At 61.6% G+C, this 13,265-nt stretch carries 11 protein-coding genes; 1 reads left to right on the top strand and 10 read right to left on the bottom strand.

Annotated elements, in window-relative coordinates; genetic code table 11:
- Positions 1-13: 13 nt before the first annotated feature.
- The 4 genes from AO068_RS25455 to gabT form a co-directional block, all read right to left on the bottom strand.
- Positions 14-1,510: a methyl-accepting chemotaxis protein gene (locus tag AO068_RS25455; RefSeq protein ID WP_058409792.1), complete on the bottom strand. Its 1,497-nt coding sequence runs from the start codon at positions 1,508-1,510 to the stop codon at positions 14-16.
- A gap of 358 nt (positions 1,511-1,868) precedes the next feature.
- On the bottom strand, positions 1,869-2,357 hold the full coding sequence (locus AO068_RS25450; protein WP_002555947.1) for an Lrp/AsnC family transcriptional regulator: 489 nt from the start codon (positions 2,355-2,357) through the stop codon (positions 1,869-1,871).
- Positions 2,358-2,404: 47 nt separating this feature from the next.
- Positions 2,405-3,061 (bottom strand): HAD family hydrolase, encoded by a 657-nt coding sequence (locus tag AO068_RS25445; protein WP_058409791.1) that lies wholly within the window; start codon positions 3,059-3,061, stop codon positions 2,405-2,407.
- A gap of 81 nt (positions 3,062-3,142) precedes the next feature.
- A complete protein-coding gene (gabT, locus tag AO068_RS25440; protein ID WP_058400880.1) occupies positions 3,143-4,447 on the bottom strand; it encodes a 4-aminobutyrate--2-oxoglutarate transaminase in 1,305 nt (434 codons plus the stop codon).
- Between the two features lie 284 nt (positions 4,448-4,731).
- Here gabT and AO068_RS25435 point away from each other — a divergent pair, with 284 nt between their 5' ends.
- Positions 4,732-5,661 carry a 2-hydroxyacid dehydrogenase gene (locus tag AO068_RS25435; RefSeq protein WP_058409790.1) on the top strand — a complete coding sequence of 310 codons (930 nt, stop codon included), beginning with the start codon at positions 4,732-4,734 and terminating at the stop codon, positions 5,659-5,661.
- Positions 5,662-5,850: 189 nt separating this feature from the next.
- Here the strand turns inward: AO068_RS25435 and AO068_RS25430 are convergent, their stop codons facing one another.
- From AO068_RS25430 to AO068_RS25405, 6 genes are all read right to left on the bottom strand, one after another.
- Positions 5,851-7,308, bottom strand: coding sequence for an NAD-dependent succinate-semialdehyde dehydrogenase (locus AO068_RS25430; protein WP_044322026.1), 1,458 nt, complete (start codon positions 7,306-7,308; stop codon positions 5,851-5,853).
- 114 nt (positions 7,309-7,422) lie between these two features.
- Complete coding sequence (argE, locus tag AO068_RS25425) at positions 7,423-8,580, bottom strand: acetylornithine deacetylase (protein ID WP_058409789.1); 1,158 nt, start codon at positions 8,578-8,580, stop codon at positions 7,423-7,425.
- Positions 8,577-9,731 (bottom strand): NAD(P)/FAD-dependent oxidoreductase, encoded by a 1,155-nt coding sequence (locus AO068_RS25420; RefSeq protein WP_058400883.1) that lies wholly within the window; start codon positions 9,729-9,731, stop codon positions 8,577-8,579. Before AO068_RS25420 ends, argE begins: the two co-directional genes overlap by 4 nt.
- Positions 9,728-11,137 carry an FAD/NAD(P)-dependent oxidoreductase gene (locus tag AO068_RS25415; protein ID WP_058400884.1) on the bottom strand — a complete coding sequence of 470 codons (1,410 nt, stop codon included), beginning with the start codon at positions 11,135-11,137 and terminating at the stop codon, positions 9,728-9,730. The genes AO068_RS25420 and AO068_RS25415 overlap by 4 nt, the downstream gene beginning before the upstream one ends.
- Positions 11,116-11,427, bottom strand: a complete 312-nt coding sequence (locus tag AO068_RS25410; RefSeq protein ID WP_058400885.1) for a (2Fe-2S)-binding protein — start codon at positions 11,425-11,427, stop codon at positions 11,116-11,118. The genes AO068_RS25415 and AO068_RS25410 overlap by 22 nt, the downstream gene beginning before the upstream one ends.
- Positions 11,424-13,265 carry an ABC transporter ATP-binding protein gene (locus tag AO068_RS25405; RefSeq protein ID WP_058409788.1) on the bottom strand — a complete coding sequence of 614 codons (1,842 nt, stop codon included), beginning with the start codon at positions 13,263-13,265 and terminating at the stop codon, positions 11,424-11,426. The genes AO068_RS25410 and AO068_RS25405 overlap by 4 nt, the downstream gene beginning before the upstream one ends.

The following is a 13,265-nucleotide window of genomic DNA, read 5'->3' as shown; positions in this document are numbered from 1 at the left end:
CCAGGTACGAAAGCTAGTTGTGGAAACTCTGGCCTAGCGCCTCCAGGCGTATGGCCAGCGGCGACAGGCTCTGGCTGCTGGTCGCCAGCACACCGATATTGGCGGCGGTGTGCTCGGCGATGGTCTGCACCGAACGTAATTGATCGGCGATTTCCCGGCTGACGGTGGACTGCTGTTCAGTGGTCGTGGCAATCAGGCCGTTAAGCTGGGTGATATGACCGATACCTTCGCCGACTGCACGCAGGGATTCCGACGCCCGCTGGCTGTTTTCCACACAACGCCCGACGCCTTGCAGGCTGTCGTTCATGGCTGTAGCGGCCTGACGGCTGCCCCTTTGCAGGTCTTCAATGATGGTCTGGATTTCCTTGGTCGACGATGCTGTGCGTTGCGCCAGATTGCGCACCTCGTCGGCCACCACGGCAAAGCCCCGGCCCTGCTCTCCGGCTCGTGCAGCTTCAATCGCTGCGTTCAGCGCCAGCAGGTTGGTCTGCTCGGCAATACTGCCGATCACGTCCAGCACCTTGCCGATCTGCTCTGACTGGTTGGCGAGTGCCTGCACGGTTTCATCGGTGGTGTTGATGCGCGCGGCAAGCTGAGTGATTTCGCTCTGCGCACGGTCGACACTGTCGCGCCCGTGGGCGACCTGATCGCTGGCGTCACCGGCCCGCTGCACGGCGTGCGCGACGTGGCTGGAAATATCGTTCATGGCATCACCCATGCGCTGCATCGCGCCGGTCATGCGGGCGATCTCGCTGAGTTGATGCTGCGCCCCGGTTTCCAGCGTACCGCTGGCTTTGGCAAGGTCATGACCCAGTTCGCCGAGCCCGCGTGTGTCGCGCACCACGCCGTCGACAAGGCTGGTGATCTGCTCCAGAAACTGCTCGAAACGTTGCGCCAGCGGTACGCGTTTGGCCGAACGCTCGCTGGCCTGGCTATTGGGCGAAAACTGGTTGGTGGTGGCCAGCATTCGATCGAGCATGTCCTGATTCTCGACCGCCTCAGCCTGATTCTGCACGGCCAGATAGACCAGAATCGCGCTTTCTACAACGACGTACACCGCATGCACCATCACCATGCTCCAACCGCCGCCGTGGTGCATGACGTAAACCGGGAAGCCTGCATGCTGCAGAGCGTGGAAGCCGACATGGTGGATGGCGATGGTGACGGCGGCGACCAGAATCGGCAGCCAGTCGCGGTAGAAGGTCAGTACAGCTAGAAACACGAAGATGCCGAAATGTATTTCGATCAGCCCGTGCGCCTGATTGATATGCAGCGCGGCCATGACCATCAGGCCTACACCCACACAGCAGCGCATCAATCGGGTGCCGCCGATGGTGCGATACAGCCCGGTCAGCACCACCGCGGTGCCGCCACCTACCACCACTGCCTGGGTGAACGTATCAAACCAGAACGCCAACCCGAGCGCGTAGAGGAACAATAGCCAGATCAGGCCCAGCATGATCCGGTCGGCCTTGCGGTAATGGTCCAGGAAACGAGGGGCTACGGGCATCGAACACATCCTTTTGAAATCCATGGCGACAGGGGGCCCCGTCGGTTTTCGGATATGCACGAGCAAAACCCCGGCCAACGTGCCATCTGGATGGTGGCCCTATGCCAGAATTTCAGAAATATATTATTCGGTCAGTGTTGAGGCGCGACGATCTCTCTGGCTTGAGCAAGCGGCGCTACGCAGATTTGTGACGCAGAGCGTCACGAAGGGCGTTCCCACGCTGGAGCGTGCGGAACGATAAGTGTCTGGGGGATCGCGGAACGGGCGGCCCACGCGGTGGCCGGGCGAACACTATCGTGCCCATGCTCCGCGTGGGTATGCCGTTCTGGATGCTCTGCGTCCTCTCCGGGCTAGAGATTCAGTGGCGCAACAGTTTGCGCAGTGGCACGCCGTCTTTCATGACCGGGGATTTGATGACGATGTAGCTGAAGTACTTGGAGATGCCGATGTTCTTGTCCAGCAGTTCTTCGATCACTTCCTGATAGTGCTGAATGCTGCGGGTCATGAAGCGCACCAGGTAGTCGTAGCCGCCGCTGATCAGGTGGCACTCCAGGACTTCGTCAACGTGGCGGATGTTGGCTTCGAATTTGGCGAAGTCTTCACGTTTGTGGTCGCTGAGGGAGATTTCCGTGAATACGGTGACCGATTCGGTGATTTTTGCCAGATTAAGGTGCGCCTTGTAACTGGAAATGTAACCTGCCGACTCAAGACGTTTGACGCGCTGCAGGCAAGGGCTCGCGGAAAGCCCGACGGCGTCGGCCAGGCTGACGTTGGTCATGCGCCCGTCTTTCTGGAGTTCTACCAGGATATTGATATCAATCCGATCCAGTTTGACCAAGCCTTCCATTACCTACCTCTTGTATTGCCATTCACGGTGCCTACCTTCTAGCAAAATCAGCGCCGTAAAGACAGCTGATGCTGAGCGACCAGATCGGCCATGCTGTTGATGCACAGGTCGGCAGTGCATGGCTGACAGTGTTGCTCACGGCTACGGCGGATCAGACACAGCCCACCAGTGCCTAGCGCCGAGGCAGGCGGGCGAGACACAAGAAGCGTTTCACGCGGTTCCAGATCCATCCCGGCAAGCCAGTCCGGATCGTCCAGCGGGTGAGTGGTCAGGGACAGCAGGCTGTCAGGTTCAAGCCCCAGCCGTTCGCACAGGATGCCGCGATCCTGCAGGTCCCGGTCGGCGTAAACCAGCAGCCGATAGAACTTGCGCAGGTAGAGCATCGCGCCGGGAGCATCCTCGAACAGCGTCCAGTTCGGTACGGAACGGGCGAAAGTCATGCCCTCTTCCCAACTGGCCTTGATGCCAAGGCGCTCGGCCAGTTGCCGGTGCGCAAAGCACAGCAGGCCGCTGAAACCCAGTTCGTCGAAGCGCGGATAGAGCGTGCGCACAACATCATTGAATTCGGTCAGGACCGAGTCTTTATCCGGTGTGTTCAGACCGTTTTCCAGCAACGGCTGCAACGCCGCCCAGACACCCGAATCACGGTCTACCAGAACCTCATCACAATCGATCAGCAGTGCGCGGTAATCAATAAGCCCCATGGCAGGCAACGTCTCCATTCAACAATGATCCCCAGCGCTGGTGGTCGCAGCGTCTCGCGATAACCGCGACCACGCCTACGCTCAGCTGGACTTCAATACTCGTGCCAAGGCGGCATCGAGAATGGTCAGTGCTTCATCGATCTGCTGTTCTGTGGTGACCAGCGGTGCGAGGAAACGCAACACGTTGCGGTACACACCGCACTTGATCACCAGCAGACCGCCAATGCGTGCCTGATCAATGATCTTCTGATTGAGATCAGCGTCCGGGCTGCGTGCGGCGTCGTTCTTGACCAGTTCCATGGCGAGCATGAAACCGGTGCCGCGCACGTCGCCGATGCAGGTGTAACGGTCTTTGAGCTTGAGCAGACCGGCACGCAAGTGCTCGCCCAGCTGCTCGCCACGCACGAGCAGATTGTCCTGTTCGTACGTATCGATCACTGCCAGTGCCGCGGCGCAGGACAGCGCATTACCGCCGTAGGTGCCGCCCAGGCCGCCCGGAAGCGGTGCATCCATGATCTCGGCACGCCCGACCACGCCTGACAGCGGCATGCCGCCTGCGAGGCTCTTGGCCACGGTCACCAGATCAGGCTGGATACCCGAATGCTCGAAACCGAACCATTTGCCGGTACGACCAAACCCGGTCTGGATTTCATCGAGGATCAGCACGATGCCGTGCTGTTCGGTGAGGGCACGCAGGGCTTTGAGGAATTCGACCGGCGCGGTCAGGAAACCGCCGTCGCCCTGGACTGGCTCGATCAGAATGGCCGCCACACGATCCGGCGCGACCTGAGTTGCCAGCAGTTCATGCAGCGCAGCCAGGGCCACTTCGGTGGTCACACCGCGATACTCGTTCGGGTACGGGGTGTGGAACACTTCGGGGGCCATCGGGCCGAAATTCTGTTTGTACGGCTGGCTCATGCCGGTCAGCGTAGTGCCAAGCAGCGTACGGCCATGAAAACCGCCGCGGAACGAGATAACTGCCGGGCGATTGGTGTGAGCGCGGGCGATTTTCACCGCGTTTTCGACCGCTTCGGCACCTGAGGTGAAGAACACGGCCTTGTGATCGATGCCGCTCTGGCCCGCTATGAGATGGCTCAGGCGTTTGGCCAGATCAACATAGGGCTGATAGGACGCCACCTGGAAGCAGGCGTGGGTAACCTTGGTCAGTTGCGCCTGTATCGCCTTGACCACGTTGGGGTGGTTATGGCCGATGTTCAGTACGCCGATACCGCCGACAAAATCCAGATAGCGCTTGCCATCGACGTCCCACAGTTCAGAACCCTGCGCGCGGTCGATGACCAGCGGGTGGGCCGTGACAATGCCACGCGGCACGAACTGATCGCGCTGGCGGAGCAGATGAGGTGTTTCGTCGACTTTGCTGTTCATGGTTTTACCTGTCGTGGGCCTGGCAGCCGGCGGGGTGGCTGCGATGCTGTTCAGGTTAAGCGTTCAGCGAAATGATCTACGCCGAACTTGCCCTCTCAGATGTCCAGATCGACTGTTTTTCGCCTCGCAAACGGCAGATTCCTTCATGCCTTGCGAGCACCACGCAATCTGCCGGGCAACGCTGCTTTTCAGTCATGCCGGTGCTCTGCAAAAGGCTGTTTCGACAGATCCTGCTTTCGACTTGCGGCATGATGGGGCTCCACTTTCACACTCAGGAAATGCCCATGCCCGCCCTGCTCTACAAAGCCGATCCCGCACGCGCCGAACGCTGGCGTGTCCTGTTTGCCGAGCATGCGCCGGACATTGAATGGCGGGTGTGGCCGGATATCGGCGACCCGGCCGATATCCACTACTTGGGCGCCTGGCTGGCACCTGACGATCTACAGGAATTGCTGCCCAACCTGAAGGTGCTGTTCGCCTTGTCTGCGGGCGTCGATCAACTGGACCTGAGCCGTATTCCCGAGTCCTTGCCGGTGGTTCGTCTGCTGGACCCCGGCATCAGTCAAGGGATGTGTCAGTACGCATCTTTTGCGGTGCTGAGCCTGCACCGGGAAATGCTGCGTTATCGGCAACAGCAGGTTGAAGGCGTCTGGAAAGCCCACCCGCTGATACCGGCAAGGCAACGTCGAGTGGGCGTGATGGGGCTTGGGTTGCAGGCGCAGCATATTCTGTCGAGCCTCAAACCGTTCGGTTTCCAACTGTCGGGCTGGGCGCGCAGCGAGCATCAGGTAGAAGGCGTGACGTGTTATGCGGGTGAAGAGCAGCTGGGCGTGTTTCTTGGTCAGTGCGACATTCTGCTGTGTGTCTTGCCGCTGACCGGGCAAACCGAAGGCATCCTCAATCGCCAGCTTTTCGAGCGCCTGCCCCAAGGTGCCGCGCTGATCAACATGGGCCGTGGCGGGCATCTGGAGGAAGCGGACCTGCTTGAAGCACTGGACAGCGGCCAATTGAGCGCTGCGGTGCTGGATGTGCTGCAACAGGAACCGGCACCGGCTGATCATCCGTTCTGGCAACACCCGAAGATCATGCTGACACCGCATGTCGCGGCCATGACCCAACCGGAAAGCGCCTTTCCTGGCCTGCTCGATAACATTCGCCGCTTTGAGCGTGGTGAAGCAATGCAGGGGCAGGTGGATCGCGGCCAGGGTTATTAACGCGCCACACTTTGAAGATCGGACGCAGAGCGTCCAGAACTGCATTCCCACGCTGGAGCGTGAGGAACGATAATCTCAACTATCGTGCCGATGCTCCGCGTCGGTACGCCGTTCTGGACGCTCCGCGTCCGATCTTGAGCCAGCAGCGCGGCGCAGGTCTGTGACGCGGAGCGTCCTCGCACTGCGCTGTTACAACCCCCCCACATGAAACGCCTTCACTTCCAGGTATTCATCCAGGCCGTAGCTGGAGCCTTCGCGGCCCAGGCCGGATTGTTTGACGCCACCGAAGGGGGCGACTTCCATGGAGATGATGCCGGTGTTGAGGCCGACCATGCCGAACTCCAGCGCCTCGCCGAAACGCCATGAGCGACGCAGGTCTTGGGTGAAGTAGTACGCGCCAAGGCCATAAGGCGTGGCGTTGGCCAGTGCCAGCGCTTCGGCTTCGTCGGTGAAGCGCATCAGTGGCGCAACAGGCCCGAAGGTTTCTTCATTGGCCAGCAACATGCCTGCATGGGTTTCGCCCAATACCGTTGGCTGGACGAATTGGCTGGTGCCATCGGGACGGCCGCCATGCAGCAACTTCGCGCCCTGGCTTAGTGCATCATCGATGTGCCGGGTAACCTTGCTGACCGCCGCCGGGTTGATCAGCGGGCCAATGGTCACGCCCTCTTCCAGGCCGTTGCCGACCTTGAGTTTGCTCACTTCCTCTACCAGCCGTGCAGCAAAACGGTCGTAGATGCCGTCTTGCACCAGAATCCGGTTGGCGCACACGCAGGTCTGCCCGGCGTTGCGGAATTTGCTGAGCATGATGCCCGTCACCGCCTGTTCCAGGTCCGCGTCGTCAAACACAATGAAAGGCGCGTTGCCGCCCAGTTCAAGGCTCAGGCGCTTGATGTGTTCGGCGCTCTGGCGCATCAGCAAACGGCCGACCGGAGTCGAGCCGGTAAAGGAAATCTTGCGCACCACCGGATTGCCGGTGAGTTCTTCGCCAATGCCTGCGGGCATGCCGGTGATGACGTTGAACACACCGGCAGGAATACCCACACGCTCGGCCAGTACCGCCAGCGCCAGCGCCGACAAAGGCGTAAGGTCCGATGGTTTGACGATGATCGGGCACCCGGCAGCCAAGGCTGGCGCGCACTTGCGGGTGATCATTGCGTTGGGAAAATTCCACGGGGTGATTGCGGCGCACACACCCACCGGCTGCTTGAGAGTCATCAAACGGCGGTCTGCGCTGGGCGCGGGGATGGTTTCACCGTAGGAGCGGCGCGCCTCTTCAGCGAACCATTTGACGAAGCTCGCGCCATAGCGGATCTCGCCGCGAGATTCGTTCAGCGGCTTGCCCTGCTCAAGGGTCATGATCAGCGCCAGGTCTTCGACGTTGTCGAGCATCGCCTGATGCCAGCGCTCCAGCAGGGCCGCGCGCTCGGCAGCGGGACGTGCACGCCAGGCGGGCCAGGCACGATTCGCAGCTTCGATGGCGCGACGGGTTTCAGGGCCATTCAGGGCCGGAACCTGCGCGATCATTTCGCCGGTCGCCGGGTCGCTGATGGTCAGCGTTGCACCATCGTCAGCGCTGATCCATTGCCCATCGACGTAGGCGCGGTCTACCAGCAGGCTGGGGTCTTTCAACTGATTCTTGAGCATGGTCGAGTCCTGTTTCGGGATACCTGCCAGTCTAGGCAGGCGCCGCAGTCCAGGATGCTGAAAGCAGGATAACGGCAGCGTCCGATGCTGAAATTTGCCCTCGGACGGCAGCCTCTACTGCTTCAACGAACCCAGCAGGCTTTGCAAAAAGCGCTCGCCCGCGTTCATCTGGCTCTCCTCGATAAACTCGTCCGGCTTGTGTGCCTGCTCGATGGAGCCAGGCCCGCACACCACCACCGGCACGTTGAGCCGCCCGGCGAACAGGCCGCCTTCAGTGCCATAGGAGACCTTGATGTGCTGTGTGCCCGGTTCGGCAAATGCATGCAGCATGCGCACTGCTTCAACGCTGGGGTGTGTCTCAAGCGCCGGGTATTCGTTCATCACTTCGATTTCGATAGCGGCCACGCCCGACAATTGTTTCGCTTCGCGTACCAGCACTTCGGCGCGCTCGCGCAGTTGCTCGAGTAACAGCTCGGGATTGTCGCCCGGCAGATTGCGGTACTCGAATTCCATGGTGCACAGGTTGGGCACAATGTTCAGCGCCTTGCCGCCATCGATACGGCCGATGTGCACGGTGCTGTAAGGGATGTCGTAACCCTCGTCACGCGCGCCTTGTTGCTCGATCCGTTTCTGGCTGTTGCGCAGTTCGGCGATGAAATCGCTGGCCAGATGAATCGCGTTGACCGCTCTCGGGGCCAACGAGGAATGCGCCTCCTGGCCCCGGCAGAAGGTGCGATAGGACGCCTTGCCCTTGTGCCCGACGGCAAACTGCATCAGCGTCGGTTCGCCGACCACACACAGAAACGGACGCACGGGTGCCAGATGCAACACATCCAGCAGCCGCCGCACGCCGACACAGCCGATCTCTTCATCGTGGGACAGCGCCAGTTGCAGCGGGCGCATCAGGGTCATGTCTGCGGCATCGAGCATCGCGTCGATGGCCAGGGCAATGAAACCCTTCATGTCGCAGGTGCCACGACCGTAGATGCGCCCGTCGCGCAGGGTCGCCTGAAATGGCGGCATCGTCCACGCCTGGCCCGCAGCAGGAACCACGTCGGTGTGCCCGGAAAGCAGCACGCCCGGCACATCACGCGGGCCGGTGCTGGCGAACAGGTTGGCCTTCTTGCCGGTCTCGTCTTTGACGATAAGCGACTCGATGCCTTTGCTGGCCAGCAGTTCACGGACGTATTCGATCAGTGCCATGTTCGGCTCCGACGACACGGTGTCGAAGGCGATCAGGCGTTTGAGAATTTCCAGGGCGCGGGGGCTCATGAGGCTTTACTCGCTTGTTCGGTAACGATTTCAAAACGGCGAATGTCGAACGGGCTGATCGAGGTGCTGGTGGTGCCGGTGCTGATCAGTTCAGCCATCACGTCGCCCACGCCCGGACCGAGCTGGAAGCCGTGACCGCAGAAGGCAAATGCATAGAACAGGCCGTCGACCTTACCGCTGCGGCCCATCACCGGCAGCGAGTCCGGCGTGTAGCCTTCAATGCCGCTCCACACGCGGATGATGTTCAGGTTGCCGACGCCGGGCAACAGCCGACGCATCTGCTGCACCTGATTGATGATGCTGCGCGGCTCGACATAGGCGCGGCGGTTGACCATGTCCGGCTTGCTGCGAAAGCCACCGCCGATGACGATGTTGCCACGTGCGATCTGCCGAAAGTAGATCACTTCGTGAGGGATTTTGGTGAACACGCCGATCACTGTCGGCAGCGCATAAGGCACCGGTTCGGTCACGGCCATCTGCGGGCCATTGGTTTCCAGCGGTACGGGCTCGCCAAACTGCGCGGAGAGTTTTTGCCCCCAGGCACCTGCGGTGATCAATAATTGATCGGCAGTAAAAATGCGCCCGTCAGTGGTGGTGACTTCAAATTCGTGACCGACCTTTTCCACATGCGCCACTTCGGTACGCTCTTCGATGCGCGCCCCGGCACGAATCGCTGCACGAGCGAAAGCCGGTGCGGCCAGACGCGGGTTGGCGTGGCCATCGTGCGGCGCGTAGGAGCCGCCCTTTACGTCCGGCCCGAGAAACCCGAAACGCTCGTGCAGTGCCTTGCCGCTGTAGATTTTCAGGTCCAGCTCACGGGCTTCCGGAGCCGCGGCATAAGCTTCCAGTTCAGCGATTTCATCCTCGCGATAGCAGACGCGCATGTGACCGCTGGGCAGAAACTCCAGGTCTTCACCGATCAGCTCCGGCAACCGCTGCCACAGTGCTCTGGAACGGTTGGCCAGTTCCAGCTGACCAAGGTGCCGGCCTTGACGGCGCACGTTGCCGAAGTTGACGCCGCTGGCGTACTGGCCGATCACGTCGCGCTCCAGCAGCGTCACCGACTTGCCGCGCTGACGCAGAAAAAACGCCGACGCCGAGCCCATGAAGCCGCCACCGACAATCAGTACATCCACTTTCGGTTGTTTCATGAGGTCACCTCGTCCACCAGCATCGACAGCGGTTTGACCGGTGCCTGCCCGCGCTGACGACCGACCTGCTCGACTGGCACACCGGCCTGGGCAGCGATTACTTCGGCACCGGCCTGAGAGCAATAACGCCCTTGGCAACGGCCCATGCCGACGCGACTGAATGCCTTGGCGCGGTTGACTTCGCATGCGCCCTTTTCACGCACCACGCCGCGCAACTCGCCTGCGCTGATCATCTCGCAGCGGCAGACAATCGCTTCATCGGGCAACGCAGCTGCCTGGGCAGCAGGCCAGGGAAACGCTTCGGTCAGCCCGACACGGAAGCGGTCCATGACCAGCAGATTCTTGCGTACTTCTTCGCGGCGCGAGTTATCCACAGGCCGGCCAAGATCGTCCAGCAGCGCCATCGCCGCCAACCGCCCTGCCTGCTCGGCAGCATCGGCACCGCGAATTTTTGCGCCGTCGCCTGCTGCATAAACGCCGTTCACTGAGGTGCGACCGTCTTCGTCGACCGCCAGCACCCACTGCCCGGACGCATCGTCGAAACGCAGCTGGCAGCCGGCCAAGTCAGCCAGTTGGGTTTCCGGACGCAGGTGATAACCCAGCGCCAACGCATCGCAGTCGACGGACAGCGAGTTGCCGTTGGCGAGCTTCACCCGCACGCCGGTGACGCCGTCCTGCTCGCTGCCGATAATTTCCTCAGGCTGCACGCCCAGGTGCACCGGCACTTTGGCGCTGTACAACTGGGCCAGCAGCTTCATGCCGTTGAACAGCAAGCCTGGGCGCGCGAGCAATTTGGGCATCGCGCCGATGCGCTTGCTGAACGGCGAAGTGTCGAGCACAGCAGCCACGTCGGCACCGGCTTTGACGTACTGGCTGGCGACCAGGTAAAGCAACGGGCCGCTGCCCATGAACACCACACGACTGCCGATGGACACCGACTGCGACTTGAGCGCGATCTGCGAGCCGCCCAGGCTGTAGGTGCCCGCCAGTTGCCAGCCCTTGATCGGCATCAGCCGGTCGGTGGCACCGGCACACAGGATCAGTGCGTCGTATTCCACCACGGTATGCACGCCCTGGCTGGCACAGCACAGCTCGCCGTGCGTGAGGTTCCAGGCCAGCGTGTCGGGGCGATAGTCGATTTGCGCGCGCAGGCGATCAAAGCTTTCGTGCAGGTCACGCGCCTTGGCGGCTTCGGTGCCATACAACGCTGAATAATCGCGCTTAAAGCCTTCTGGCTGACGGCGATAGATCTGCCCGCCGTCGCGCCGGTTTTCGTCGATCAGAATCGGCTTGATGCCCGCCGCCAGCAAGGTTTCGGCGCAACGGGTGCCCGCCGGGCCAGCGCCAATGATGACGACTCTCGGGCTGGCAGGGTTCTGAACGTCTAACCGTGAAGAAGTGGCCATTTCGCCTCCGGTTGGGTGGTGACGATATCGAGTCCGTCGCGGACTTCATTGGAGCAGGCGCGCAGGCGCTCGCCGCTGCGGGTCCAGACCCAGCAATCCTGACAGGCACCCATCAGGCAAAACCCGGCACGGCGTCCGGGGTCGAACTCGGACTGGCGCAGCGTGGCTTTGCGGGTCAGCAACGCCACCATCAAGGTGTCGCCCTGTAATGCTTCTATGGGGGCGCCGTCGACCATCAGGCTCACAACCGGGCGATCACGCTCGCCCAGTCTCACAAAACGGCCACTCATGCGTAGGCTCCCACGGTCACAGGATTAAGGTTTTCTTGTACGGCCTGCAGTTCGTCGCTATCGCGATGGCAGAGGATTTCGCTGCCGCCTGCGATCTTGCGACGGCTCGGGGCAGTCTTGTTGCACAGGCCTTCGATACGGGCCGGGCAACGGTTGAGGAAGGTACACAGTTCGGGGTTGTTGGCCGGGGCGCTGATCGGCGGCAGCTTGCCGCTGGTCACACCACAGGTTTCCAGCCAGCCCTGACGCAGTTCCGGCACTGAGTGCACCAGCAGGTCGGTGTACGGATGGAACGGCACACGGCTGAACGCTTCGCGGCTGCCCTCTTCGACCTTGTGGCCGCTGTACATCACCACAATGTCGTCGCACAGCGCGCGGACGGTGGAAATGTCATGGCTGATGAACAGGTAGGAAACGCCCAGCTTGCGGCGCAGTTCGCCGAGCAGTTCAAGGATGCACGCGCCCACCACGGTATCCAGCGCCGAGGTCACTTCATCACAGAGGATCAGGTCCGGCTTGGCCGCCAGCGCACGGGCCAGGTTGACGCGTTGTTTCTGGCCCCCCGACAGTTCGTTGGGACGCCGCTCGGCCAGCTCGCGAGGCAGGCGCACCAGGTCCATCAGTTCGTCAATGCGATCATGCAGGGCTTTGCCCTTCAGGCCGAAATACATCTTCAACGGGCGCGCCAGAATTGCGCTGATGCTGTGCATCGGGTTGAGCGCGGTGTCGGCGTTCTGGAACACCATCTGGATGCGCCGAAACTGCTCTTCGGTGCGTCCCGCGAGGGTACCGGACAATTCGGCACCGTCGAATGTCAGGCTGCCGTGCGCCGGGTCCAGAAGACCGGCGACCACACGGGCCAGGGTCGACTTGCCCGAACCGGACTCGCCGATCACGCCAATGGCCTGACCACGGCGAATGGTCAGGTCGATGTCTTCCAGCACGCGAATCATCGGCATGCCTTGCAGGTTCTTTTTGCCATAGCCCGCCGTCAGGCCCTTGATGGTCAACAGCGTGCTGTCCTTGACCACTTCGCTGGCCGGTTTCAGCACTTTGTCGGGCCGCGCCGCTGCCAGCAGGCTGCGGGTGTAGGCGTCTTCCGGGCCTTTGAGCAGCGCTTCAGTGCTGCTCTGCTCGATAATCCGCCCGCCATTGAGCACTACGATCTGATCAGCCATCTGCGCCACGACGGCAAGGTCGTGGGAGACATAGACCGCCGTCGCACCGCGCTCGCGCACCACCCGCTTGAAGGCGCGCAGCACGTCGATCTGCGTGGTGACGTCCAGCGCCGTGGTCGGCTCGTCGAGGATCACCAGCAACGGGTCGCTGATCAGCGCCATGGCCGCCATCACGCGTTGCAACTGACCGCCCGAAACCTGATGCGGGTAACGCTGGCCGATGCTTTCCGGGTTGGGCAAGGCCAGGTCGCGGAACAGCTCTACGGCCTTGGCTTGCAGGTCTGCACGGCTGCCCAGACCATGAATCAGCGCGCCTTCGATAACCTGATCAATAAGTTTTTTTGCCGGGTTGAAAGCCGCCGCGGCACTTTGCGCAATGTAGGAAACACGGTTGCCGCGCAGGCCCTGCAACTGGCTTTCGGGCAGGCTGAGCATGTCGTGCTCGCCCACCTGAACCACACCGCCAGCCAGTTTGCAGCCGCGTCTGGCATACCCCAACAGGGCCAGCGCAATAGTCGTCTTGCCCGAGCCGGACTCGCCAATCAACGCCAGCACTTCGCCTTTTTCCAGCGCGAAGCTGACGCCTTTGACGATCTCCAGCTCGCCCTGATCGCCATCGGCAACCACGCGCAGGTCTTGCACACGAATCAACTGGCTCAT

The sequence above is a fragment of the Pseudomonas sp. ICMP 3272 genome, from assembly GCF_001466905.1.
Lineage (GTDB): Bacteria > Pseudomonadota > Gammaproteobacteria > Pseudomonadales > Pseudomonadaceae > Aquipseudomonas > Aquipseudomonas amygdali.
The sequence above is the reverse complement of the archived record's forward strand: the minus strand, read 5'-3'. Positions and strand labels throughout refer to the sequence as shown.

What these genes read in the sequence shown, in the direction of transcription:
- AO068_RS25455 (WP_058409792.1), bottom strand. Translation starts at nt 1,510, where the DNA reads ATGCCCGTAGCCCCTCGTTTCCTGGACCATTACCGCAAGGCCGACCGG.
- AO068_RS25450 (WP_002555947.1), bottom strand. Translation starts at nt 2,357, where the DNA reads ATGGAAGGCTTGGTCAAACTGGATCGGATTGATATCAATATCCTGGTA.
- AO068_RS25445 (WP_058409791.1), bottom strand. Translation starts at nt 3,061, where the DNA reads ATGGGGCTTATTGATTACCGCGCACTGCTGATCGATTGTGATGAGGTT.
- gabT (WP_058400880.1), bottom strand. Translation starts at nt 4,447, where the DNA reads ATGAACAGCAAAGTCGACGAAACACCTCATCTGCTCCGCCAGCGCGAT.
- AO068_RS25435 (WP_058409790.1), top strand. Translation starts at nt 4,732, where the DNA reads ATGCCCGCCCTGCTCTACAAAGCCGATCCCGCACGCGCCGAACGCTGG.
- AO068_RS25430 (WP_044322026.1), bottom strand. Translation starts at nt 7,308, where the DNA reads ATGCTCAAGAATCAGTTGAAAGACCCCAGCCTGCTGGTAGACCGCGCC.
- argE (WP_058409789.1), bottom strand. Translation starts at nt 8,580, where the DNA reads ATGAGCCCCCGCGCCCTGGAAATTCTCAAACGCCTGATCGCCTTCGAC.
- AO068_RS25420 (WP_058400883.1), bottom strand. Translation starts at nt 9,731, where the DNA reads ATGAAACAACCGAAAGTGGATGTACTGATTGTCGGTGGCGGCTTCATG.
- AO068_RS25415 (WP_058400884.1), bottom strand. Translation starts at nt 11,137, where the DNA reads ATGGCCACTTCTTCACGGTTAGACGTTCAGAACCCTGCCAGCCCGAGA.
- AO068_RS25410 (WP_058400885.1), bottom strand. Translation starts at nt 11,427, where the DNA reads ATGAGTGGCCGTTTTGTGAGACTGGGCGAGCGTGATCGCCCGGTTGTG.
- AO068_RS25405 (WP_058409788.1), bottom strand. Translation starts at nt 13,265, where the DNA reads ATGAGCCAGTTGATTCGTGTGCAAGACCTGCGCGTGGTTGCCGATGGC.